Genomic DNA, 22,738 nt, shown 5'->3' on the forward strand with positions numbered 1-22,738 from the left:
TGTGAGGTTGGGCTTTACCTCGATGCTCGTTATACTCACCCCTTTTACTATCAGCGCTTATCAACTATGTCATCGTTACCCATTGATCACTTAAAAACCGAGTTTCTCAAACGCATCCAGCACACGGATTTGGTGGTGGAAGCGCAAACTGGATCGGGAAAATCGACCCGTTTGCCTCTGTGGCTCAGTGAACTAGGTCGAGTGCTAGTTGTCGAGCCAAGGCGCATTGCCTGTACCTCGTTAGCGCAGTTTCTTTCAACCACTACCGAGAGTGAGCTTGGTAAAGAGATAGGCTATGCCATAAAGCTAGACAACCGCTACGACGACAAGACAAAAGTGGTGTTTGTCACTCCGGGCGTCGCACTGCGTTGGTACAGTGAGAACCAACTGGCCGATTTCGATTACATTGTGGTGGATGAATACCATGAGCGTCGCTGGGATACCGATTTACTGGTTGCCTTGCTTCGCCGCCCAAGAGCGCAAAAACTGGTGGTGACGTCAGCCACGCTGGATGGTGAAAAGCTTGCGCGTTACCTCAGCGCCGAACGTTTATCGGCAGAGGGTCGAGTGTATGAGGTCTCCCTTTGTCATCGTGCTACTTACTCGCAACAGTTGCCAGATGGACGTCGGTTAGACGAGCGAGTGTTCGAGGAGGTAGCTGCGATGCGCGATCTCGATGGTGACATTCTGGTGTTTCTACCCGGGCGTAAAGAGATCGCACAATGTGCTAGCCGACTTGCGCAATTAGAGCAGATTATCGTTGCGCCCTTGCATGCGTCTGTTACTGATCATCAACGAGATGTCGCCTTGACGGTACAAGCCAAGAAAAAGATCGTGCTGGCGACCAATGTGGCGGAAACGTCGTTGACCATTGATAACATCGGGCTCGTCATCGACAGCGGACTTGAGCGCAGAACCGAGCAACGCAATGGTAAAACGACCTTGAGTTTAAAAGCGATCTCAAAAGCGAGTGCCAAGCAGCGAGCGGGGCGAGCAGGGCGCGTGATGGAGGGCGTCTGTGTGCGTTTGTATGGTGAGCATGCAGCGCTGATTGAGCACACACCACCAGAAATGCAGCGTGAATCCCTGACCGAAGCCATGTTAGCGGCGGCGGTGTGCGGCAAGCCTCTGTCACAGTTGGATTTTTTAGAGCCACTACCAGAACGTTCGCTGAATCAAGCGGCGTCACTTCTTCGCGCGATGCAAGCGGTGGATGAGAAGGGTGTGGCGACGGAGCACGGTAAGCGACTCTATCCTTTGCCCATTGACGCACTCTATGCCGACCTTGTCTCACGTATGCAGAAAAGAGCACTCAAAGAGGCGATGATTGACATGACCGCAGTGCTTGCCACGCCGGCTTCACTGTACAAACTGACTGCAGATGAGGAGCGCCTAAGTAAGTTGGATCAGCAAGAGCCGCTAGGCTGTGATGGCGCCTTGGCCATTGGGTTAGTGCGTGGCAAGCGATATACCGGAGTAGAAGTCGATGCCGCTGCTCTTGACGAAGCTCAGCGGTTATCCATGCAAATGCGTGAGCTGTTTGAATTACCTCAACTTGAGGTGGCTTCTCGCTATCAACACAGCGAGCTGATTGCGGAAATCGCTCGCTTGCACCCAGAGCTCGCGTTTGTGCGTCGTTTAAAACGACCAGACGCATTCGCTAATGGTGAACTGGAGGTACAGCTGCCTCGCCAGCACCGCCTGAAAGCGCAGACGCAGGCAGCACTGGTCTTAGATACGCACAGCTTACCGGGGCGAGGCGTCAAACAAACGCTGAATCTGGCAACGTTTATTCTGCCTTTGCCGTTAGACACCTTTGCGACGTTAAATCTTGGTGAGTGGCGAGAGGGTGAAGTGGTGGAGGGTGAGCAAACCCAAGTCACCCTTGAGCTGGTGTATGCGGGAAGAGTCGTGGCTGCTCGACTTGAAGAAGCGACAGGGGCACTGGCGATGACGCCGCTCATGGACGCGGTGTATGCACAGCGAGTGTTGCCAGGGTTTGCTCACAAGATGACCAAAGCGATCAAGCATTACGTACTCTACCAACAGTTGGCGGGTGAGGTGGCGCCAGCGGTGACATTTGACTCTTGGTTCCGAGAACAGCTGGCGTTACTTGAACTGTCGAGTGTCGAAGAGCTCGCCCTATTTAGTGAAGACGACTTCGCGTTCGAAGGTATTCCGTATTGGGAGTATGAAGAGTTTGCTCAGGCGTATCCGTTTGAATGTTACCTCGGTGATTTAAACCTGCGTGTCGAATACTACCCGACAAGAAAATGTGTTGAGGTGATTTATGACTCGGGATTGAGGAAAGGCGACCCAAAACGTTGGGAGTTGCCAAAGTGGCAAGGGTGGCGCGTTCAATATCGCAAAGCAAGTCGAGTCGTCGACATTCGCTAGGATAAATTTCGCTGCTGAAAATATTTCTAGCCAATATCCAGCTTGTCTCGCTCTTGTACAGCAATTGTTACCGTATTGCTTTTTATATAGCCGTTTTAAACGAAATAGAGCTATAAAAGACCAATCTTCTATATCCTATTGCTATATGCAACCGAATCATTGATATTGAGTGGAACGTGTTGCCATGTGTACGGGGGATGATATGGAACATCAAAATAGCGCAAGAGTAGAATTTGACTACACGTCGTTCTTAAGTGCCTCATGCAGTAAAAAGTGGACATTTCTCGAAGCGATGAGCACTTTTGCCCCGATCTTTAGCCTTGCATGGAAAGACACCATCAAAGAGACGGTATCGGTTGAGGATAGGCTGTGGGACAACGCGCTAAAATCACTCTCGGCAAATCGCAGTGATGAATCCAATATTGTTATCCTGTTGGAACTCGCAAAGCTCGAAGGGATATCTGAACTCAAGTTGGTGATGCCCTACGAATTGGAGCCGTCTCAGATCGAGCGAGTGTGTCGCCAGTCGCATGCTAAAATCGAATCTAATCAACAAGATGAGCTGATTATTACTTTGTAGATCAGGCGCACGCAGCCATGATGAAATTTGCGCTATAGTGAAAACACTGAGTGAATACTTTCATGGAGCGTAAGTAGTAACAATGAAACGCCATCTCACATCTTCTCTTCTCGCTAGCCTTGTCGCTTTGCCGATGAGTGTATGGGCGGAATCTTCACCGTCAGCGCCTTCTTCAAACTGGCACAACCACTATGATTACTTGGGTGCCTACCTCAGTGCTGGCTCAATGGATCAATCTGACGCCGATAGCAAAGTGACCGACCTCACCGTCGCTGGCCGCTGGGCTGTCGGGGAACACTGGTTTACTCAGCTCGATTACTCCGCGCGTTTTTTGCACCCAGACGACATCACCACTAACCTTTATACCCTTCTGCCAGGCGTCGGCTATCGTATTGCGGCCAGTGACAAACTTGATCTGTTTGCAATGGGTAAGTTTGGCTACCTCTGGGCTTCGCAAACCGATGATGCGACGGATGATAAATTTTACAGCGATCATACAGGCGTATGGGGCGCAAGTGTTGGTGCTCAATATGCGCTATCGACACATTGGAAATTGGAAGGGCAGGCGCAGTTGACGCGCAGTAACATCGTTGACGAGCAGAGCTATTCCATTAGTGCGCATTATCGCATCAGTCAACGTTTCGTTCTGGGCGGCTTTTACACTTATCGCGATAGTGATTATGATACTGCAAGCCAAGCCGGTAGCGCGCAAACTAACGAAGCGGGCGTGTCACTGCGATTTCTGCTCTAGCTTAGGCGAGTATCCCGCAAAATAAATCGCTTATCGAGACGCGAGCATTTGGCAAACTAGCTGACCGATAAACCCCACAAACAAAAATAGCCAGCGTATCCGCTGGCTATTGTCTATCAACTTATGAATACCGAACTAAAGTACGGCAGCGATTCCCTGACAAAGTGGCAGCATGTTTGAACGTGTCATGCCTGCAACGCTGATGCGGCCAGAGCCGACGATGTAGATAGCAAACTCATCTTTTAGGCGCGCGACTTGCTCTTTACTTAGGCCAGAGAAAGAGAACATGCCGTTTTGACGTTCAATGAAGCTGAAGTCAGCATCGACGCCTTGCTCTTTCAACGTCGCAACAAACAGTTCACGCATCGCTTGAATACGGTCGCGCATCTCTTTCACTTCCGCTTCCCACTCGGCACGAAGCTCGGCGTTGCCAAGAATGTGCGTGACGACAGCACTGCCGTGTGCAGGTGGGTTCGAATAGATCGAACGGATGATGGCTTTGACTTGAGAAAACGCAGTTTCAGCGATTTGCTCGGTTTGTGCAACTAAGGTGAAAGCACCCACACGCTCGTTGTACAGACCAAAGTTTTTAGAGAACGAGCTCGCGACCAAAATTTCTTTGTTGTATTGAGCGAAAATACGTAGACCTTCCGCATCTTCTTCCACGCCTTTAGCAAAACCTTGGTAGGCAAAGTCAAACAGAGGGAGAAGTTGTTTTTCAGCAACCAGCTTTGCAAGAGTTTCCCACTCTTCCAATGTTGGATCGATGCCGGTTGGGTTGTGGCAGCAGCCGTGCAGCAGGACAACATCACCCGCAGATGCTTTTTCAAGATCGGCGAGCATTGCTGCGAAATCTTTGTCTTTAGTTTCGGCGTTGTAGTAGCTGTATTGCGCGGTTTCGATGCCTGCGGCGGTAAATACGCCGTTGTGGTTTGCCCAAGTAGGGTTACTGATCCAGATCTTCACATCGCCCAATTGACGCTTAATGAATTCGCCAGCTACACGTAGCGCGCCTGTACCACCAGGGGCTTGCGCTGTTTTAGCCAGTTTGTTCACGACAATGTCCGACTGCTCGCCAAACAGCAGCTTTTGTACGGCAAGACCGTACTCTGCTGTGCCTTCAATCGTTAGGTATGACTTGGTTTTTTCAGTTTCGACCAGTGCAGCTTCCGCTTTTTTTACCGTGGCAAGAACAGGGGTTTCGCCTTGTTCATTTTTGTAGATACCGACGCCAAGGTTAATTTTTTCAGCGCGTGGATCTTTTTTAAACTCTTCAGTGAGTCCAAGAATAGGATCTGCCGGAGCAGCTACAACTTTTTCAAACATAATCGTCATCCATGTTAGTCGAAGGGAGGCGTTAATAAACTTGGTTATTTATACCTTTCTCCTAACAGCCATACAACCGACAATTCAGGGAAAAATGAAGAAAAGTTATATTTGGTCAATTTTTAACATCAACGCGCCTTTTTCTTGGGTTAAGTCCTCCCCTGAAGGGGAAAAGCGGGGCGCAATTTTTATGAGAAAGCGAAAAAAACCTCCGTGTGAGACGGAGGTTTTTTTTACACTAAATCGAGAGGCCGAACATTTAGAAGTTCGCTGAGCGTGGCGTACGTGGGAACGGGATCACGTCGCGAACGTTGCCCATACCTGTTACGTAAGAGACGAGACGCTCGAAGCCTAGACCAAAGCCTGCATGTGGCACGGTGCCGTAACGACGTAGGTCGCGGTACCAGCTCATGTGCTCAGGATCGATGCCGACTTCGCGCATACGTGCATCTAGGATGTCTAGACGCTCTTCACGCTGAGAACCACCGATGATTTCGCCGATGCCAGGTGCCAGTACGTCCATTGCTGCAACGGTTTTACCGTCATCGTTCGCACGCATGTAGAATGCTTTGATGTCTTTCGGGTAGTTCTTCACGATCACCGGTGCTTTGAAGTGTTCTTCAGCAAGGAAGCGCTCGTGCTCAGAAGACATGTCGATGCCCCATTCCACTGGGAACTCGAATTCACGCCCAGAATCAAGCAGGATCTGGATGGCGTCTGTGTAGTCCACTTGTGCGAAGTCAGAAGAGACAAACTTCTCTAGTCGAGTGATGGCCTCTTTGTCGATGCGCTGTGCGAAGAACTCAAGGTCATCACGACACTCTGCAAGAACGGCGTTAAAGACGTACTTCAGCATGTCTTCCGCCAGTTTAGCAACGTCGTCTAGCTCGGCAAACGCCACTTCAGGCTCAACCATCCAGAACTCCGCTAGGTGGCGGCTGGTGTTTGAGTTTTCCGCGCGGAAAGTCGGACCAAAGGTGTACACCTTGCTTAGTGCACAGGCGTATGCTTCCGCGTTAAGCTGGCCAGATACGGTTAGGAAGGTCTCTTTACCAAAGAAGTCTTCGTTGTAGTCCACTTTACCTTCGTCAGTGCGCGGCAGGTTTTCCATGTCTAGCGTAGAAACACGGAACATTTCACCAGCACCTTCTGCATCAGAAGCGGTGATCAGTGGCGCCGATACCCAGAAGTAGCCTTGCTCGTGGTAGAAACGGTGAATGGCTTGAGATAGACAGTTACGTACACGTGCTACCGCACCGATTACGTTGGTGCGCGGACGTAGGTGTGCCACTTCACGTAAGTACTCGATAGAGTGGCGAGTTTTCGCCATTGGGTAGGTTTCTGCGTCTTCGACCCAGCCGACCACTTTTACATCTGTAGCGGCAAGCTCAAAGTCTTGGCCTTTCGCAGGAGACTCAACAATCTTACCCGTTACTTCAACAGAGCAGCCCGTGGTGAGCTTAAGTACTTTGTCGTCGTAATTATTAAGATTATTAGGGACCACGGCCTGAATCGGGTCGAAACAAGAGCCGTCATAAATGGCAAGGAAAGAGATTCCAGCTTTGGAATCACGACGTGAACGGATCCAGCCTCGTACAGTGACTTCACTGTCTACCGCTAGCTGACCTTTCAAAACGTCTGATACAGGCGCGTAAGTCATGTTTTCAATATTCTCCATTGAGTAAAAATTCAACCCAATGTTTGCAAAACCGTCATTGGACAATGCGTGAGCAAAACATTGGGTTGGGTAGAATTCTAACTATTCAATGTGACATATTACCTTTCAATTAATATGCTTCAACCATTAATGTCGATAAGTTGGCGAAAAACCGTTCATATCCACTCATTTCGGTTGAGAAAGAGAAAACTGATTAAGAAGATCCTCTAGTTGTTCGGATAACTGTTCAAGATTCATACTAATGTCTCGTGTTTGTGCCGCCGAATCCGAGGTTGCCCGGGCGTGTTGAGTGATGACGTCGACTTTCTGCTGAACTTCTTGCGTCAAGTGCGAGGTATTGCTGCTCTGACTTTGAATGCTGGTGGCGTGGGAGAGGGCTTGCTGCATCTCTGACACCACTTCGGACATGGCGACGGATAACTGCTCCACCTCACTTGATCGTTGATGGGCGGTGTCGCACACCGTATCGACGGATGCGAGCGACGTTTGGCTATCGCTTTGAAAATCCGCAATGATCTTTTCGATACTGCCGGTCGCCTCTGCGGTGCGACTGGCCAACTGCCTGACTTCATCCGCAACTACCGCAAAGCCACGTCCTTGTTCGCCAGCACGGGCCGCTTCAATGGCCGCATTCAGAGCCAATAAGTTGGTTTGCTCTGCGATGCCTTTGATAACTTCTAAAATCGATGAGACTTCGACGGTTTGCTGATTCAAATCGACCAAATTACCTTTGACTTGCTCAATATCGGTCACAAGATGTTTGATTTCGTCACTGGCGTTGTGCGCTCGTGTGGCACTGTGCTCGGCAATCGTGGTGGTGTGCTTGATCAGCTCAGAGGCGTTCACCGTCGCTTGTTCGACATCGATTTGCTGCGCTTGCATCTGCTCAATATTGGCTTGAACTTCGTCGGTCTCTTGCTGTTGGTTGCCAGCGGCATCGTCGGTAATTTGCGCCACGTGCGTTAACTGATTGGCTGAGTGCGCCACCTGATGGGAAGTCGCTTGCACTTGACTCAGGCTGCTGGTCACTGTGTCCATAAATGAGTTGATGGCTTTGGCCAGTTGACCAATTTCATCACCTTGCTTGGAGGCGACGCGCTGAGTAAGGTTTTTGGAATCACTGACGCTTTGCATAAAGCGCGAGGTCTTTTGGATGGGCTGAACAATGGTTTTGCGGATGATACCCATAGTGACGAGAAAACCGACGAACCCAAAGCCGGACATGATCGCTAAGGCGATCAGTGTACGCTGGCTGACCATCTGATTAACGTGTGACAGATTGTACTCAAGGCGGATAGCACCGAGCACTTCGCCTTCTGGTGCCATATGACAGGCCACGCAGTTCGTGCCTCGATAGTTCTCACTCGATTTCATTGGCATGGCGACCACAATCCCTGAGCCCCATTCTGCTTGAATGGGCTCAATCACCAATTCGCCGCTGAGCGCTCGTTGGTCAATGTCATCGACGGGGCTTTGATTGTCGTTGCCTGGGCCGTAGAGCTTGCTGACGAGATCCGAGCGCAACACACGTACTTGTTCAATGCCATCTTGAGCTAACGCCTTCTGACGCAAGGTTTCTTTTTGCGCCATAGTGCCAGTCAACATCATCATATTGAGGTTATCAAAGTAGTTGCTGGCTTTATCATGGAGCTGCTCACTGAGTACCGAATTTAATAACTCACGTTGCTGAAGGTATTGGTAGCTTGTCGAGGCAAGCAACACCAAGCCAAAAACGGAGAGTAGGGTAATCAAGAGTTTTGTTGTTATGATTAGACGCATGATCGTTTCTTGGTATGAGTTGGAACTGACATCACTATGATCTTGGATAGATACCGCTATAGAAAGTAGGTTTATTTGAGACTGTGATGCGACACATGTTAGTCGTGTGTAAATGTGATGTGTAACTGTTGTAATCAAAAACTTGACGCTGTGACGTTTTGCCGCCGTGCTACAGATAAGAGGTGTGGAAGGGAAAGCGTTTGCTTGGTCATTCAACGGATTTCGCGCTTGTCTCCACTATACTAATTCCTTAGTATTGCCACTCTTTAAAAACCCGAGAGTCAAAATGAAAACTGAACTATACAAAGAATTCATGTTCGAAGCCGCGCATCACTTGCCCCATGTGCCAGAAGGACACAAATGTGGTCGCCTTCATGGTCATTCTTTCTTAGTTCGCCTGTATGTCGAGGGCGAGGTGGATCCTCACACAGGTTGGGTTGTCGACTTTGCGGAAATCAAAGCGGCGTTTAAACCGATTTATGACCGCCTTGACCACTACTACCTTAATGACATCAAGGGATTGGAAAACCCAACCAGTGAAGTATTGGCGAAATGGATCTGGAACGAGCTCAAACCGTCACTGCCGCTATTAAGCAAGGTTGAAATTAAAGAGACCTGCACGGCCGGTTGTATTTACAAAGGCGAGTAATCGCCACAGCGTAGCGGCTGGTAAAGGATTCTGTGGAAAAAACGAAGAATAGATGACTTCGCTTTTTTTGTGTGCTCGTCCATCGACGTTGGGTTCATCGTGTTGCGCACTGTGCTGGCCAATAATTCATCACTCAACGTGGCAGGCGTTGCAATCACGAGGATGATGTTTAAGATGGCTGAGCCCAAACTGGGCACGGCAGCAGAGGATAGGCTGTTTTTCTGGCACGGATTGCTGCATCGCCTTGGATAGTTCAATGATTGTTAAAATTACTACGCCTATTATCGAGCCGACGGAAGGGTCGCCACACTGTGCTGTCACGCCTCTTCACTCGCTCTATTCTCATTCTGCTTCTTTATCGTCACTTTTCTCCCTATATCACGACGTCAAACACCATTATTCCTATTGTTTCTGACCGTTAGCCACCGCGCTAGGTAGCGCACATTTACTCAACACGCACTAACACAGAAAACAACGTTATGAATACAAAACTCTTGGGAAGCTCCCTTATTATCTCGGGTACGGCACTGGGTGCCGGCATGCTCGCTATACCTATGGTATTGGCGCAATTTGGTCTTTGGTCTGGCACCTTACTGATGATCGTGATCTGCGCCGGTACCACCTACGCCGCCTTGTTACTGCTTGAAGCAACGTTAAAATCCGGTGGCGGACTGGGCCTGAACTCCATCGCGCGCAACACGTTAGGAAAAAGTGGTCAATGGATCACCAACGCGCTTTTATACGCGCTGCTCATCTGTTTATTGATGGCCTACATCTTAGGCGCAGCGGATTTGGTCAGTCAGTTGATGGCGGCAATGGGCTTGGCTATCACACCCACTCAAAGCCAGATGGGTTTTACTGTTATCGCTGGTGGAGTGATCGCCGCCGGAACCGGTATTATCGATAAGCTTAACCGCGGCTTATTCTTGGTCATGATCGCGTGTCTTGCGACCACACTGGCGTTTTTGCTGCCAGATTTTCATTTTGATCACTTAAGTCGAGTGCTCAATGACAACCATTGGCAACTGTTCAAAACCAGCGCCGTACTCTTTACCAGTTTTGGTTTTATGGTCGTGATCCCTTCTTTGGTTGCTTACAATTCGCAGGCGACGGACCGCGAATTGAGAAACATGGTCATCATCGGTTCGGTGATACCGCTTTTCTGCTATTTGTGTTGGCTGTTTGCCGTGGTCGGGAATCTGAACCCTACTCAGTTGGGTGAGTTGAAAGGGGTGGGCGATTTGATCGCGGCTTTCGAGCATCATTCCCGCTGGATTGGCACCTTGCTGTCACTCTTTACCGGATTGGCATTGCTGACATCGTTTTTTGGTGTCGCTATGGCGCTGTATAACCAGAATCGCGACATGTTCCACCAAAACCGCGTCGTGACCTATGTGTTGACGTTCATCTTGCCACTTCTGGGATCGCTGTTTGCGGCGGATAAATTCTTAGCGGTGTTGGGCTATGCCGGAATTATCTTGGTGTTTTTAGCGGTGTTTGTACCGCTTGCCATGGTGTATGCACTGCGACTGGCTGATACACAATCACAGCGTTACACCGCAGAAGGTGGGCCGTTGATGCTGGTGCTGTCATTGCTGTTTGGTAGCGCGCTGCTCGCTTCACAAGTGCTGTTGTGATGCGTATTTTCGAGTTGAAGTAACCCAACGAAAAAGGGAGCGCTGATATTCAGCGCTCCCTTTTTATTCAAACCCGAACCAGTGTAACCGACTCAAAGGTAAGCGATTACATCATCGGATTAGCAGATCACTTTAACGGCCAAACCACCTTGCGAGGTTTCACGATATTTGGCGTTCATGTCTTTCCCCGTCTCCAGCATGGTTTCGATCACTTTATCCAGTGATACTGTTGGTGCTGACGAGCGGCGAAGCGCCATGCGAGTCGAGTTAATCGACTTCACAGCGGCAATGCCATTGCGCTCGATACAAGGGACTTGAACTTGACCTGCAACAGGGTCACAGGTAAGGCCAAGGTTGTGTTCCATCGCAATTTCCGCTGCCATACACACTTGCTCAGGGCTACCGCCCATAAGCTCAGCGAGGCCCGCCGCTGCCATCGAACAGGCGACACCCACTTCACCCTGACAACCCACTTCAGCACCAGAAATCGAGGCGTTACGTTTGTACAGGCCACCAATTGCGCCAGATGCAGCAAAGTAGCGGATGTAATCTTTTTCTGTCACGGTTTGAATGAACTTGTCGTAGTAGGCGAGCACAGCAGGGATGATGCCACATGCCCCATTGGTTGGCGCTGTTACGACACGGCCACCCGCCGCGTTCTCTTCATTCACCGCAAAGGCGAACATGTTCACCCAATCGACCACAGACATAGGGTCATTGGTCGTCTTTTCAGAGGTCAACAGTTGCTGACGCAACGCCGCAGCACGGCGCGGTACACGCAATGGTCCCGGAAGAATACCTTCGGTGTTCATACCGCGATCCATACACTCGCGCATGGTTTTCCAAATATTGGCAAAGTAAGTGCGAGACTCTTCATCAGAGTGCATTGCCGCTTGGTTTTTCATCACCAAGGTGCTGATGGATAGCCCGCTCTCTTTACATTGATTGACGAGCTCTTCCGCTGATGTGAACGGGTAAGGCACCTTGATTGGGTTGGCTTCTTCTTTACCAAAGTTTTCTTCGTCAACGATAAAACCGCCGCCGATAGAGTAATAGGTTTTAGAGTAGGCTTTCTCTTCACCAATCCAAGCATGAATCTGCATGCCATTTTCATGCAAAGAGAGGTTACTACGGTGGAAGTTCATTCCTCCGTCTCTAGGAAACGAGACGGTATGACAGTGCATGCCAACAGGAAGGCGTTCTGTTTCTTCAACGCGAGCGATAAAGCCTGGAATCGCGTCGATATCGACTTTCTCAGGGGTGTTGCCAGCAAGACCCATGATGATGGCGATATCCGTGTGGTGACCTTTCCCTGTCAGTGAAAGTGATCCATAGACGTCAACGGTGATTTTAGTGATGTCGCGCAATTTTCCCATTGCACGTAAGTCATCAATAAACTCTTTACCCGCCTTCATTGGGCCGACTGTGTGAGAACTAGAAGGACCAACGCCGATCTTATAGATATCAAAAACACTAATCATATTGATTACCTCAAAGTAAGCCTCCCGAGCAAGAGGGAGGCTTAGTATTATTCTATTTGTTTGCTATCCGTCCTGATGAATCAGAGCCCGGTTTATAGCGCGCCGTAGATTACAGAACTAATGGCAGCAAGACCACAGATAGTTGTGAAAATCTGTACAGGTGCAGAAGTTTTGTACTTCGCCATCGCTGGGACTTTTTGCATAGCAAAAACAGGCATCAAGAATAGGATGGCAGCGATCATTGGCGCGCCCATGGTTTCAATCATGCCAAGGATGCTTGGGTTAACAATCGCCACAACCCAAGTGGTTAGAACGATGAATACCATTGAGCCTTTTTCGATTTTGCTTACCGGCGTTTGTGAACGTGATTTGATAAGTCCAACTAAACCTTCATGTGCACCCAAGAAGTGCCCGAAGTAGCTTGAGGTGATCGCAGCAAATGCCACCAAAGGACCCATGTAAGAGATCAGTGGAGACTCATGCACATTCGCAAGGTAAGAGAGCACAGAGATATTTTGCTCTTTCGCCATCGCAAGTTGCTCAGGAGACAGAGAGAGCACCACAGAGAACACAAAGAACATTACGAAGCCCATCAGCATCATCGCTGCGCCGCCGGTAATGGCGTCTGTTTTCTTCACTGCGTTGTCACCGTGAACGCGACGTTGCTCTTTAGAGAACTGAGAGATCACCGGGCTGTGGTTGAAAGAGAACACGATGATAGGAATTGCAAGCCAAACGATAGATGGCATTGATGACCAGTCTGGAGCGACCGACATCATAGAGCCGTTCCAGTCAGGGATAAGATAGAAAGAGAGCGCAAGCAAGATGAACACGAGAGGGTAAACCAGTGCGGACGTTGCTTTAAGCATCAGCTCTTTGCCGAACAAGACGCCCGCTGTCATCGCCGCGATCAACGCACCAGAGAGTAACCAGCGCGGAATCGACTCCATACCCATTTGGTTGACAAGGAAAGAGTCAACGGTATTGGTGATACCGACACCGTAAATAAGAACGATAGGGTAAATGGCGAAAAAGTAGGCAAAAGTGATGATGTTTGCGCCAGTCTTACCGAAGTGTTCTTCTACTGTATCTGTGATATCTGCGTCAGGGTTATTCGCCGAAAGTACAAAGCGAGCCAGTGATTTGTGTGCAAACCATGTCATCGGTGCTGCGATTAGCGCTAAGATAACTAATGGCCAAAAGCCACCCGCACCAGCTTTGATCGGTAGAAATAGAACGCCGGCACCGACTGCGGTACCGAACAAAGAGAGACACCAAGTGAAGTCGGTGTAAGCAAACTTACTAGAGGATTGTGCGGCATTAACCGCAGTTGTTGTTGAATTCATGTTGTGATACTCATTTTTGGGAACAGGAAATAAGTCGGGTGCAATAGTGCCTTATTTTGTTTCACGAAAAATAGATCTAAATCATGCTTTGTGTCTGGTCGCACCAGTCGGTTTTCAAAACAGGTTTTTCATCACGAAAATGACGTGCCACTGGTGATTTATGCTAATTTTAATCATTACAAAAACTAATGCTGACTAAAAGGTGGCTATTTTGAGGTTGGCGCAAACGATTGGCTGTGTGAGATGAACAAAGTTGATGTGAATAGATGAAAAAAGATCACTTATCGGCGAGGGAGTGATAAATGTTGTTGCAGCGCTTGAATGATCTGCGCCGTCATCCCCCAGATAAAATGGTGTTGGTAAGAGAGACCGAACACTCGATGTCGATTCTGGTTGACGAGAAAGTGCTGACTGACCAGTTTGGATCGGTCCAACACTAAGTTCAGGGGGACTTCAAACACTTCTGCCACTTCATTGGTGTCAATGCGTGGGGTGTAGTCCGGCTCGATAAAGGCGAGAAAGGGCGTGACCGTAAATCGGCTGACGGTGACAAGTTCCGGCATCTGGCCAAAAATGGCGATGCGCTTAGGGTCGATACCAATTTCTTCTTGAGTCTCTCGCAGCGCTGTTTGGGCCAGTGTGCCATCACTCGTTTCATACTTTCCGCCCGGAAAGCTCACCTGACCCGGGTGGTGCTTTAAGTGCGCGGCCCGTTTAGTAAACAGCACGTGCAGGCCATTATCACGCTCCACAAAGCCGACCAGCACTGACGCTGGACGCAGCGATTCCGATTTGAAGTGCGAGACACGTTTCAGTGCTTCCTGATGATAATCCACGGTTTGAAGAAACTGAAAACGTTGTATTAAGTGATTTTTATTTAGCACAGACAATATCTTAGCCCTTGGTCGTTATTTGAAAAACCGCCGCTTATGGATCATGCTTTATTGGGTAATGGTTATTGCAAGGATAGCGTATTTTATGAAGGGCATTATATTCACTGAGTTTCTCGCCTTGGTCGAGGAAAAATTTGGTCAAGTTGATTGTTATTTTGAGCAAACAAACCGGCATTTCGCCCGAAGATTTGCAGCGCGTCTTTGGTCAAAGCGTGTTTGATAATCTGTTCGCGACCTTGCCTGACGCCAACAGTTTGGGGGGCTGTAAAAACTCACTGCAATTTATCAAATTGGTAGAAGACTACATTCATATTGAGGTGAAAAAGCTTTACGCCGAAGCCAATCCACCGAAGTTTGTGTTTATCTCAGAAAGTGAATCTGAAGTGGTGTTTGATTATCAAAGTGCCCGATGTATGTCGCATGTTTGCCTTGGCCTACTTGAAGGCTGCGCGCGCCATTTTGGTGAAACATTGGCGATTGAAATGAAAGACAAAACCGGCGCGGGGGATGACGTGCGTTTCCATGTGGTCCTTGAAGGCTAGCCTATGGATAGTCCATCGTCGCTAGAGCGCAAGTTAGCACGAGAAATCGCTGCGCGTAAGCAAGCAGAAAAGCTGCTCGAAAATAAAAGTTTGGAGCTGTATGAGGCGAATCAGCAGCTTCAGTTGGTCTTAGCGCAACTCAAAAAGCAAACCCACAAAGATTTACGCAAGCTCGATTTTGAGCAGCAGATCAACGAAGCGTTGATCCATTTTGGCCGGGCGTTCTTAAGTCGCACACCTGATGATGGCTTAATTGCCAATTTCCTAGAGCGGATTCAATCCTCTTCCGTCGTCCTACGTGCAGGGGTGTTTATCTCACCCAACTTATTGCCTACGGTGATCGCCGACCAATTTGGTCAAGGTAGCCAAACAACGCTCGAGAGTATCAAGCCTTATGCGGTTTGGGATGAGACGACACTCAGGCTGCCACTTGAAGTGGATTTCGCGGTGATAGGTGAACTCTGTGTAGAGGTAGAACCGAGCGTGATAGAGGCTGATTTTATCGAGAGCCAAATCGCGCTGGTAGGCGAGCTGCTCTGCAATGCCATCAGTCGCCAGCTTATTATGACCAGTAACCAAGAAGCGCGCGCACGTGCCGAGGAATCAGAGAAAGCGACCAAGGAATTTGTCGCGATGATCAACCATGAGTTACGCACACCTCTTAACGGATTGCTCGGCAGTGCAGAGCTGCTGTCTGAAACGGAGCTCAACGAAGAGCAGCGAACCTTACTCACTAACTTAGCCCATTCGGGTGGCCTGCTGCGCCATATCATCAATGACATTCTTGATTTCAGTAAGATGAGCGCCGGGATGATGGAATTGATTCCCAAAACCTTCCTCTGGGCGGACATCCGAGCCATGTTACTCGGTGTGTTTGAACCAAGAGCGAGAGAAAAAGGCATTGGTTTTATTATCGACGAGTGCACCGAATTGCCAGAAGCCTTCACTGGTGACTTTGAACGCATCAGTCAAATCTTAGTCAATTTAGTCGGCAATGCGGTTAAGTTTACCGAACAAGGCCAAGTGAGTGTCTCTGCGAAGTGGCAAAAGGGGCAGCTACACATCAAGGTGGTCGATACGGGGATAGGGATCGATTTTGATTCGTTAGAGCAGTTGTTCACGCCTTTTGTCCAAGCTGACCGAACGGCAAAACGTAACTATGAGGGCACTGGACTTGGGCTAGCCATCTCGAAAAATCTTGTGGAGCTGATGGGCGGTGAGATCGCAGCAGACAGTGAGAAGGGCAAAGGCAGTTGTTTCTCTTTTCATATCCCTTTGACCTTGGCTTCAATAGAAGAATGGTCGTCGGGTCAAGTCGAGGCGAAAAAACATCAAAAACCTTTAGACGATCTCACCATTTTGGTGGTGGATGATATCCGCATGAACCAAGTGATCATCAACCAGATGTTGAAAAAGCTCGCTATTGTGCCTGATATTGCCAACAACGGGCTGGAAGCTGTTGAGGCGGTCACACAGCGTCACTACGATTTGATTTTCATGGATTGCCGCATGCCCGAAATGGATGGGTTTGAGGCGACGCAATATTTACGCGATCAAAACTACACCTTACCCATTATCGCGTTGACTGCCGGCACCACTCTAGAAGAGCGCGAGCGCTGCATCGAGAGTGGGATGAACGACATTCTGACCAAACCCTACACTGCCAAAGACCTACATCTGATGCTTGAAAAGTGGGGTTAAGCACTCAACACGGGTAAAATGCGGCTGAGCTTATCGAGCGTCTCTTGATATTCGGCATCATTTTGACTGTCAGCCACCAAACCGCCTCCTGCCCAAACGTACATCTGGCCGCCTTCTGCCACTAGGGTGCGAATAGTGATGCTGGTGTCCATTCGGCCGTGGCGACTGATGTAGCCAATGCTGCCACAGTAAGCATTGCGGCGATGCGGTTCCAACTCTTCGATGATCTCCATCGCGCGCACTTTGGGTGCGCCGGTAATGGATCCCCCCGGAAAACACGCACGTAGCAAATCACTGGCACGGTATGGCGAGTCCAACCTGGCGGTAATCGTGCTCACCAAATGGTGTACCGCTGGGAAGCTCTCAATATCAAACAATTTCGGAACGGCAACACTGCCTGGCGCGGCGACGCGGCCGACATCATTGCGCAGCAAATCGACAATCATCAAGTTTTCCGCTTGATCTTTCTCCGCGTACAATAAATCGTCAGCGGCGCGCTTGTCGCGCTCAGGGTTGGTGTGGCGTGGTCGGGTGCCTTTAATCGGTTTGGTCTCGATCTGGCCGCCATTGAGTTGCAGAAAACGCTCGGGAGAGACACTTAAAATCGCGCCTTGCTCGGTGCGAATAAAGGCAGAAAAAGGGCCTTGATTGACCGCTTCGAGTTTTTGATACGCTTGCCACTCATCACCTAGATAAGGGGCTTGAAAACGCTGCGCCAAGTTGATTTGGTAACAGTCGCCCGAGCGCAGATATTGCTGCACTTGGTCAAACTTGCGCGCGTAATCTGCTGGCGTCATATTCGATTGCCACGGCGCTTGCAGCGCAAACGTCGGCGAGGATACCTCTGATTGAGCAAACAACCATTGGTGCGCCGCCTCTATGTCTTCACCAACCAAAACCGCACTCTGTTGCGAGTGATCGACCACCAGTGCCCAGCGATACAGGCCGACGGCCATATCTGGTGTGGTGAGATCGTGCATCGCATACACAGGTAACTGTTCCACGCGGCGGCCCAAATCGTAAGCAAAATAACCCAATGCACCGCCAACAAAGGGCAGTTCCCCGTCGTAGTCTGTGTCACTTAACCAGCGCTGTTGCGTGTCGTCGAGCAGCTGAAAAGGGTCTAACTTGCTGTCCATTTGCCCCTCAGGCGTGACCACCGTACTGGTATCGCCACGCGTTGTGACGGTGGCAATCGGCTGGGCAACCAGAATATCGAAACGGCTGTCGACATGATCTCGTGACGGTGAGCGTAACAACATCGCCCACGGCATCGACGCAATTGGGGCAAATAGCGTCGTCGCTAAGTGCGGATCATAAGAAAGAGGTTTGATTTGTAAGCCATTTGGCGCGTTGTTATTCATTTGTTTAATTTGTGACAAAGAGATCGTTCGTTGCATGGTATAAGAGGGAAAGCAAGAGTATCATAATGGCAACTCAGGTCGCTACATCGGCGTTTGACCCTATTACGGCGTTGGTCATACGACTCCTCTTAAGCAAACGCGTATCTATCGGCCTTATAATAAGGAAGCATAACGATAAAAGAGGCATGCAATGACGGTAATTCGCAAGCAGGATGTGATCAGCAGTGTGGCTGACGCACTTCAGTACATCTCTTACTACCACCCATTGGACTTTGTTCAAGCCCTAGAAAAAGCCTACCACAAGGAAGAGAGTCAAGCCGCGAAAGACGCGATTGCTCAGATTCTAATTAACTCGCGCATGTCCGCAGAAGGGCACCGACCTATCTGCCAAGACACCGGCATTGTGACCTGTTTTGTCAATATTGGCATGGCCGTGCAATGGGACTCCACCGACATGACGGTGCAGGAAATGGTCGATGAGGGTGTGCGCCAAGCCTATACCAACCCTGACAACCCACTGCGCGCCTCAGTACTGATGGACCCTGCCGGGAAACGCATTAATACCAAAGACAACACGCCAGCGGTGGTACACATCAATATGGTGCCGGGTGACAAAGTTGAAATTCAAATTGCGGCCAAAGGCGGCGGCAGTGAAAATAAAACCAAAATGGTGATGCTCAACCCATCCGATGATATTGCAGAGTGGGTAGAGAAAACCTTGCCAACTATGGGCGCAGGTTGGTGTCCACCGGGTATGCTGGGCATTGGTATCGGTGGCACTGCTGAAAAAGCGGCGGTATTGGCGAAAGAATCATTAATGGAGCACATTGATATTCAAGAGCTCATCGAACGCGGCCCGCAGAACGCAGAAGAGGAGCTTCGTTTAGACATCTTCAACCGTGTGAACCGTCTAGGTATCGGCGCGCAAGGTTTAGGCGGCTTAACGACGGTTGTTGACGTTAAAATCAAAACCGCGCCTACTCATGCAGCCTCCAAGCCTGTTTGTTTAATCCCGAACTGCGCCGCAACGCGCCACGTTCACTTTACGCTTGATGGCAGCGGCCCTGCGGATCTGACGCCGCCGAAACTCGAAGAGTGGCCCGACATTACCTGGGAAGCGGGCGAAAACACCCGCAGAGTGAATCTAGATACCGTGACGCAAGCAGACATTGAGCAATGGAAAACCGGTGAAACGGTGCTGTTGTCAGGTAAAATTCTGACCGGCCGAGATGCGGCGCACAAACGCATTCAAGGGATGCTAGAGAGCGGTGAAGGCTTGCCTGAAGGCGTGGACTTAAAAGGCAAGTTTATCTACTACGTGGGCCCCGTTGATGCGGTGGGCGATGAAGTCGTTGGGCCTGCTGGGCCAACCACCTCAACCCGTATGGACAAATTCACCGATATGATGCTCGAACAAACCGGCATCATGGGCATGATAGGCAAAGCCGAACGCGGCCCGGCAACGGTGGAATCGATCAAAAAACACAAAGCGGTCTATTTGATGGCCGTAGGCGGCGCGGCTTACCTAGTGGCGAAAGCGATCAAAAAAGCGCGTGTCGTCGCCTTTGAAGATTTGGGTATGGAAGCGATCTACGAATTCGAAGTGGAAGATATGCCCGTTTCTGTCGCCGTCGACTCCAATGGCGTGAACGCTCACCAGATTGGCCCAGACACTTGGAAAGTGAAAATCCAAGAGATGGAAAGCCAAGCTTAAGTGTGAGAAATCGCTGATTTCATTAGGAATCAGTTGACAAAGGTGCGAATGAGTCGCACCTTTTGTTTAACGTCTACTGGTATTAGGAGTGCACATGCCTCGTTTTGTACAAATCTTACAGCTGATCATCGCTGCAGTTGTTGGCGCCCTCATCGGCTACGACTTAATCCTGCACGGTATCAGTATCTTCAATGAGAAATACGTCACCATTACCTGTGTGCTGTTTGTGTTGGTTGAGATTAGCTTGTTTGTTATCTACAAATTGATTGAAGACGATTAAGCGACGCTCAAGCGCAATCTCGATTTGCTAAGCCTCTGATTTTAATCAGGGGCTTTTTTGTTCATCTTTGATTAAGATTGAAGTCGGTACCTTTAGTACAAATGATCAAAAGAGGCCATTCATGTCCATTCCTACGCCGATAAAACAGCTCTCACAAGAGATGCAAGATTTGCTCAGTCGCAGTATGGATTCTCACGTGCGAATCGCGGTCACGGGGTTATCTCGTGCAGGGAAAACCGCGTTTATCAGCTCGCTCGTCAATCAACTGCTGCATGCCTCGACCCATGAGGCGCTTCCCCTGCTGGAAGCCTCGCGTGAAAAGCGAATTATTGGTGCGCGACGTGAACCGCAAACCAATCTCATGGTGCCGCGCTTTGCCTATGATGAGGCGATGCGGGCCTTGTATGCGGAGCAGCCCGATTGGCCGTTACCCACTCGTGACGTGAGTGAAATTCGTTTAGCGCTTAAGTACAAGCCGAAGAAGCGAAGCAAAAAGTTGTTAGGCAGCAGTGCAACGCTCAATATTGATATTATTGATTATCCAGGCGAGTGGCTGCTGGATTTGCCATTGTTGGAGATGGATTTTGATCAATGGTCTGAGCAGCAATTTGCTGCGTTGAAAGGCGAAAGAGCTCAACTGGCCGAGCCTTGGCTTAGTCAGTTAGCGCAATTTTCGCCCCAAGCGGACGCCGATGAAGAGCAACTGGCCGCACTGTCAGCCGCCTACACCGACTATTTGCATGCCTGTAAAGCCGCGGGGCTACACTGGGTTCAGCCGGGGAGATTTGTTTTGCCGGGCGATTTGACCGGGGCGCCTGTATTGCAATTTTTCCCTTATTTGGAGAAAGAACAAGGGAAACAAGTAAACAAAGACAGCCAGTTAGCGATGCTCAGAGCGCGTTATCACGAATACCAAACCAAGGTTGTCAAAGCATTCTATAAGCACCATTTCGCCACGTTTGATCGCCAAATTGTGCTTGTGGATTGTTTGCTGCCGCTCAACGCGGGCGCTGACGCTTTTCATGATATGCGCGGCGCGTTAGAGCAACTGATGGGCAGTTTTCGCTATGGGAAAAGCCACCTGTTGCGACGTCTGTTCTCTCCTACTATCGACAAGATTTTGTTTGCCGCCACCAAAGCCGATCATGTGACGCCCGATCAGCACCCACACTTGGTATCACTGCTGGGCCAGATGGTTTACCCAGCATGGCAAGCCACCACGTTTGAGAATATCGAGATGCAGTGCCTCTCCATTGCTTCCGTACAGGCAACCCAACCGGGCTTTGTGACCAAAGCGGGGACGTCTTACCCTGCACTAAGAGGTGTCGACCTTGGCGGTGAGCCGCAAACCATTTATCCCGGCGAAGTGCCGAGAAAACTTCCCGGTGCCAGCTATTGGCAGCAGCACGGTTTTGAGTTCACGGAATTTAGACCGCAAAAAGCACAGCTCGATGCGCCACTACCTCACATCCGAATGGACAAAGTTCTGCAGTTTTTGCTGGGAGATAAATTGAAATGAGTCAGCATGATGAGCACCACAGTGAACCTCGCTTAAAGAAAAAGCAGGTCTTTGAGTCCACGTCCAATGAGGACACGCAGTCACAGGCGGACTACTTGACTCTCAAGCAGGCCTTCTCGTCCCAAGAGTCCTTCGCGCCCGTTAGCATTGATGATGAGGTGGAAGCGGATGAGGCCATTGAGAAGCTAGAAAACTTGCGACCGAAAAAACGCACCAGTCGTTGGGTGACAGTGCTACTTACGGCCTTTGCTGGATTGGTGGGCTGGCAAGCGGTCGATTCTCTCTACAATGCAATTCAAGCGGGGGATTGGCTGACATTAGGGTGGACTGGATTTGTCGCGGCGTTGGCCGGCCTTGGTGTAACAGCGCTGGGGAAAGAGTTATGGAAACTGCGCCGCTTGTGTCACCATTTTAGTGTACAAGAACAAAGCCAAGCGCTGTTGGAGGCCAACAGTGTTGGCCAAGCGAAGGCATTTTGTGAGCAGTTGGCCAAGCAAGGTGGCCTTGATGACAAGAGCCTTGATTTTCAGCGCTGGCAAGAGGCGGTGACACAATCTCACAGCGACGCTGATATTCTAGAACTGTTTGATGCGTTGGTCATCGCAGAGCAAGACCGACGCGCCAAAGCGATTGTCACTCAACATGCCACGGAGTCCGCGGCGTTGGTGGCGATCAGCCCATTGGCGATCGCAGATATGGCCTTGGTCGCGTGGCGAAATTTCAAGATGTTGGACAAGCTAGCAGCGGTCTACGGTGTGGAGCTGGGCTATTGGTCTCGGCTGACACTGTTTAAAGCCACCTTAGTCAATATGGCCGCGGCGGGAGCGAGTGAATTAGCGGTCGATGCCAGTATCGACTTGATGTCGATGGACTTAGCAGGTCGCTTGTCTGCGCGTGCGGGGCAAGGACTTGGGGTTGGCATACTCACAGCAAGACTCGGCATCAAAGCGATGGGACTATTGAGGCCGCTTCCTTGGTTGGCGGGGAAACAAGTCCGATTGGGTGAGATTCGTAAGCAAATTGTAGAAAAAGTCGTCGCTTTATCGGTCAAATAGCGCGAATGTGAGGCAGGCAAGCGCATGCGGCTTGACGAAAATCGGG

The 22,738-nt window shown here is 49.9% G+C and carries 17 protein-coding genes and 1 pseudogene; 11 read left to right on the top strand and 7 right to left on the bottom strand.

Annotation, left to right across the window (positions count from 1 at the left end):
- The first annotated feature begins 66 nt into the window (after positions 1-66).
- The 3 genes from AC6R1A_RS17255 to AC6R1A_RS17265 all read left to right on the top strand — a co-directional run bounded on the left by AC6R1A_RS17255 (position 67) and on the right by AC6R1A_RS17265 (position 3,728).
- Positions 67-2,397 (top strand): DEAD/DEAH box helicase, encoded by a 2,331-nt coding sequence (locus AC6R1A_RS17255; RefSeq protein ID WP_500633795.1) that lies wholly within the window; start codon positions 67-69, stop codon positions 2,395-2,397.
- A 202-nt stretch (positions 2,398-2,599) separates the two neighbouring features.
- On the top strand, positions 2,600-2,977 hold the full coding sequence (locus AC6R1A_RS17260) for a transporter (protein ID WP_334552424.1): 378 nt from the start codon (positions 2,600-2,602) through the stop codon (positions 2,975-2,977).
- An 82-nt stretch (positions 2,978-3,059) separates the two neighbouring features.
- Positions 3,060-3,728, top strand: coding sequence for an outer membrane beta-barrel protein (locus AC6R1A_RS17265; protein ID WP_500633796.1), 669 nt, complete (start codon positions 3,060-3,062; stop codon positions 3,726-3,728).
- A gap of 135 nt (positions 3,729-3,863) precedes the next feature.
- On the opposite strand, the gene AC6R1A_RS17270 is transcribed toward AC6R1A_RS17265, so the two are convergent.
- From AC6R1A_RS17270 to AC6R1A_RS17280, 3 genes are all read right to left on the bottom strand, one after another.
- Complete coding sequence (locus AC6R1A_RS17270; RefSeq protein WP_500630414.1) at positions 3,864-5,054, bottom strand: amino acid aminotransferase; 1,191 nt, start codon at positions 5,052-5,054, stop codon at positions 3,864-3,866.
- A 259-nt stretch (positions 5,055-5,313) separates the two neighbouring features.
- Complete coding sequence (gene asnS / locus AC6R1A_RS17275; RefSeq protein WP_500633797.1) at positions 5,314-6,714, bottom strand: asparagine--tRNA ligase; 1,401 nt, start codon at positions 6,712-6,714, stop codon at positions 5,314-5,316.
- A 183-nt stretch (positions 6,715-6,897) separates the two neighbouring features.
- On the bottom strand, positions 6,898-8,511 hold the full coding sequence (locus AC6R1A_RS17280; RefSeq protein ID WP_500633798.1) for a methyl-accepting chemotaxis protein: 1,614 nt from the start codon (positions 8,509-8,511) through the stop codon (positions 6,898-6,900).
- Positions 8,512-8,797: 286 nt separating this feature from the next.
- On the opposite strand from AC6R1A_RS17280, the gene queD reads away from it, so the two are divergent.
- Positions 8,798-9,160, top strand: coding sequence for a 6-carboxytetrahydropterin synthase QueD (gene queD / locus AC6R1A_RS17285; protein ID WP_334552419.1), 363 nt, complete (start codon positions 8,798-8,800; stop codon positions 9,158-9,160).
- A 479-nt stretch (positions 9,161-9,639) separates the two neighbouring features.
- Positions 9,640-10,797, top strand: coding sequence for an amino acid permease (locus AC6R1A_RS17290; RefSeq protein WP_500633799.1), 1,158 nt, complete (start codon positions 9,640-9,642; stop codon positions 10,795-10,797).
- A 119-nt stretch (positions 10,798-10,916) separates the two neighbouring features.
- On the opposite strand, the gene AC6R1A_RS17295 is transcribed toward AC6R1A_RS17290, so the two are convergent.
- From AC6R1A_RS17295 to AC6R1A_RS17305, 3 genes are all read right to left on the bottom strand, one after another.
- Positions 10,917-12,278 carry an L-serine ammonia-lyase gene (locus tag AC6R1A_RS17295; protein WP_334552417.1) on the bottom strand — a complete coding sequence of 454 codons (1,362 nt, stop codon included), beginning with the start codon at positions 12,276-12,278 and terminating at the stop codon, positions 10,917-10,919.
- A 92-nt stretch (positions 12,279-12,370) separates the two neighbouring features.
- Positions 12,371-13,624: an aromatic amino acid transport family protein gene (locus AC6R1A_RS17300; RefSeq protein ID WP_500633800.1), complete on the bottom strand. Its 1,254-nt coding sequence runs from the start codon at positions 13,622-13,624 to the stop codon at positions 12,371-12,373.
- 281 nt (positions 13,625-13,905) lie between these two features.
- Positions 13,906-14,517: a CoA pyrophosphatase gene (locus AC6R1A_RS17305; RefSeq protein ID WP_500633816.1), complete on the bottom strand. Its 612-nt coding sequence runs from the start codon at positions 14,515-14,517 to the stop codon at positions 13,906-13,908.
- An 85-nt stretch (positions 14,518-14,602) separates the two neighbouring features.
- Between AC6R1A_RS17305 and AC6R1A_RS17310 the strand changes: the two are divergent.
- Both AC6R1A_RS17310 and AC6R1A_RS17315 read left to right on the top strand, forming a co-directional pair.
- Positions 14,603-15,059 (top strand): annotated as a pseudogene (locus AC6R1A_RS17310) (heme NO-binding domain-containing protein).
- 3 nt (positions 15,060-15,062) lie between these two features.
- The gene (locus AC6R1A_RS17315) at positions 15,063-16,760 is read left to right on the top strand and encodes an ATP-binding protein (RefSeq protein WP_500633801.1); all 1,698 of its coding nucleotides are present in this window, start codon (positions 15,063-15,065) and stop codon (positions 16,758-16,760) included.
- Here the strand turns inward: AC6R1A_RS17315 and pabB are convergent.
- Positions 16,757-18,124: an aminodeoxychorismate synthase component 1 gene (gene pabB, locus AC6R1A_RS17320; RefSeq protein ID WP_500633817.1), complete on the bottom strand. Its 1,368-nt coding sequence runs from the start codon at positions 18,122-18,124 to the stop codon at positions 16,757-16,759. The two genes, AC6R1A_RS17315 and pabB, sit on opposite strands and share 4 nt — an antisense overlap.
- 190 nt (positions 18,125-18,314) lie before the next feature.
- Here pabB and AC6R1A_RS17325 point away from each other — a divergent pair, with 190 nt between their 5' ends.
- The 4 genes from AC6R1A_RS17325 to AC6R1A_RS17340 all read left to right on the top strand — a co-directional run bounded on the left by AC6R1A_RS17325 (position 18,315) and on the right by AC6R1A_RS17340 (position 22,692).
- Complete coding sequence (locus AC6R1A_RS17325; RefSeq protein ID WP_500627585.1) at positions 18,315-19,838, top strand: fumarate hydratase; 1,524 nt, start codon at positions 18,315-18,317, stop codon at positions 19,836-19,838.
- Between the two features lie 94 nt (positions 19,839-19,932).
- Entirely contained in the window at positions 19,933-20,118 is a 186-nt protein-coding gene (locus AC6R1A_RS17330) for a hypothetical protein (RefSeq protein WP_500633802.1), read from the top strand.
- 139 nt (positions 20,119-20,257) lie between these two features.
- The gene (locus tag AC6R1A_RS17335; RefSeq protein ID WP_500633818.1) at positions 20,258-21,637 is read left to right on the top strand and encodes a YcjX family GTP-binding protein; all 1,380 of its coding nucleotides are present in this window, start codon (positions 20,258-20,260) and stop codon (positions 21,635-21,637) included.
- Positions 21,634-22,692, top strand: coding sequence for a YcjF family protein (locus tag AC6R1A_RS17340; protein ID WP_500633803.1), 1,059 nt, complete (start codon positions 21,634-21,636; stop codon positions 22,690-22,692). The genes AC6R1A_RS17335 and AC6R1A_RS17340 overlap by 4 nt, the downstream gene beginning before the upstream one ends.
- Positions 22,693-22,738 lie beyond the last annotated feature (46 nt).

The organism is Vibrio sp. R10-SG3-ISO3, assembly GCF_059834225.1.

Excerpts from the sequence above, each read along its gene's own strand:
- AC6R1A_RS17315 (WP_500633801.1), top strand. The coding sequence starts at position 15,063 with ATGGATAGTCCATCGTCGCTAGAGCGCAAGTTAGCACGAGAAATCGCT.
- AC6R1A_RS17325 (WP_500627585.1), top strand. The coding sequence starts at position 18,315 with ATGACGGTAATTCGCAAGCAGGATGTGATCAGCAGTGTGGCTGACGCA.
- AC6R1A_RS17340 (WP_500633803.1), top strand. The coding sequence starts at position 21,634 with ATGAGTCAGCATGATGAGCACCACAGTGAACCTCGCTTAAAGAAAAAG.
- AC6R1A_RS17260 (WP_334552424.1), top strand. The coding sequence starts at position 2,600 with ATGGAACATCAAAATAGCGCAAGAGTAGAATTTGACTACACGTCGTTC.
- AC6R1A_RS17270 (WP_500630414.1), bottom strand. The coding sequence starts at position 5,054 with ATGTTTGAAAAAGTTGTAGCTGCTCCGGCAGATCCTATTCTTGGACTC.
- AC6R1A_RS17295 (WP_334552417.1), bottom strand. The coding sequence starts at position 12,278 with ATGATTAGTGTTTTTGATATCTATAAGATCGGCGTTGGTCCTTCTAGT.
- AC6R1A_RS17290 (WP_500633799.1), top strand. The coding sequence starts at position 9,640 with ATGAATACAAAACTCTTGGGAAGCTCCCTTATTATCTCGGGTACGGCA.
- AC6R1A_RS17280 (WP_500633798.1), bottom strand. The coding sequence starts at position 8,511 with ATGCGTCTAATCATAACAACAAAACTCTTGATTACCCTACTCTCCGTT.
- pabB (WP_500633817.1), bottom strand. The coding sequence starts at position 18,124 with ATGAATAACAACGCGCCAAATGGCTTACAAATCAAACCTCTTTCTTAT.
- AC6R1A_RS17300 (WP_500633800.1), bottom strand. The coding sequence starts at position 13,624 with ATGAATTCAACAACAACTGCGGTTAATGCCGCACAATCCTCTAGTAAG.
- AC6R1A_RS17330 (WP_500633802.1), top strand. The coding sequence starts at position 19,933 with ATGCCTCGTTTTGTACAAATCTTACAGCTGATCATCGCTGCAGTTGTT.
- AC6R1A_RS17265 (WP_500633796.1), top strand. The coding sequence starts at position 3,060 with ATGAAACGCCATCTCACATCTTCTCTTCTCGCTAGCCTTGTCGCTTTG.
- queD (WP_334552419.1), top strand. The coding sequence starts at position 8,798 with ATGAAAACTGAACTATACAAAGAATTCATGTTCGAAGCCGCGCATCAC.
- asnS (WP_500633797.1), bottom strand. The coding sequence starts at position 6,714 with ATGACTTACGCGCCTGTATCAGACGTTTTGAAAGGTCAGCTAGCGGTA.
- AC6R1A_RS17255 (WP_500633795.1), top strand. The coding sequence starts at position 67 with ATGTCATCGTTACCCATTGATCACTTAAAAACCGAGTTTCTCAAACGC.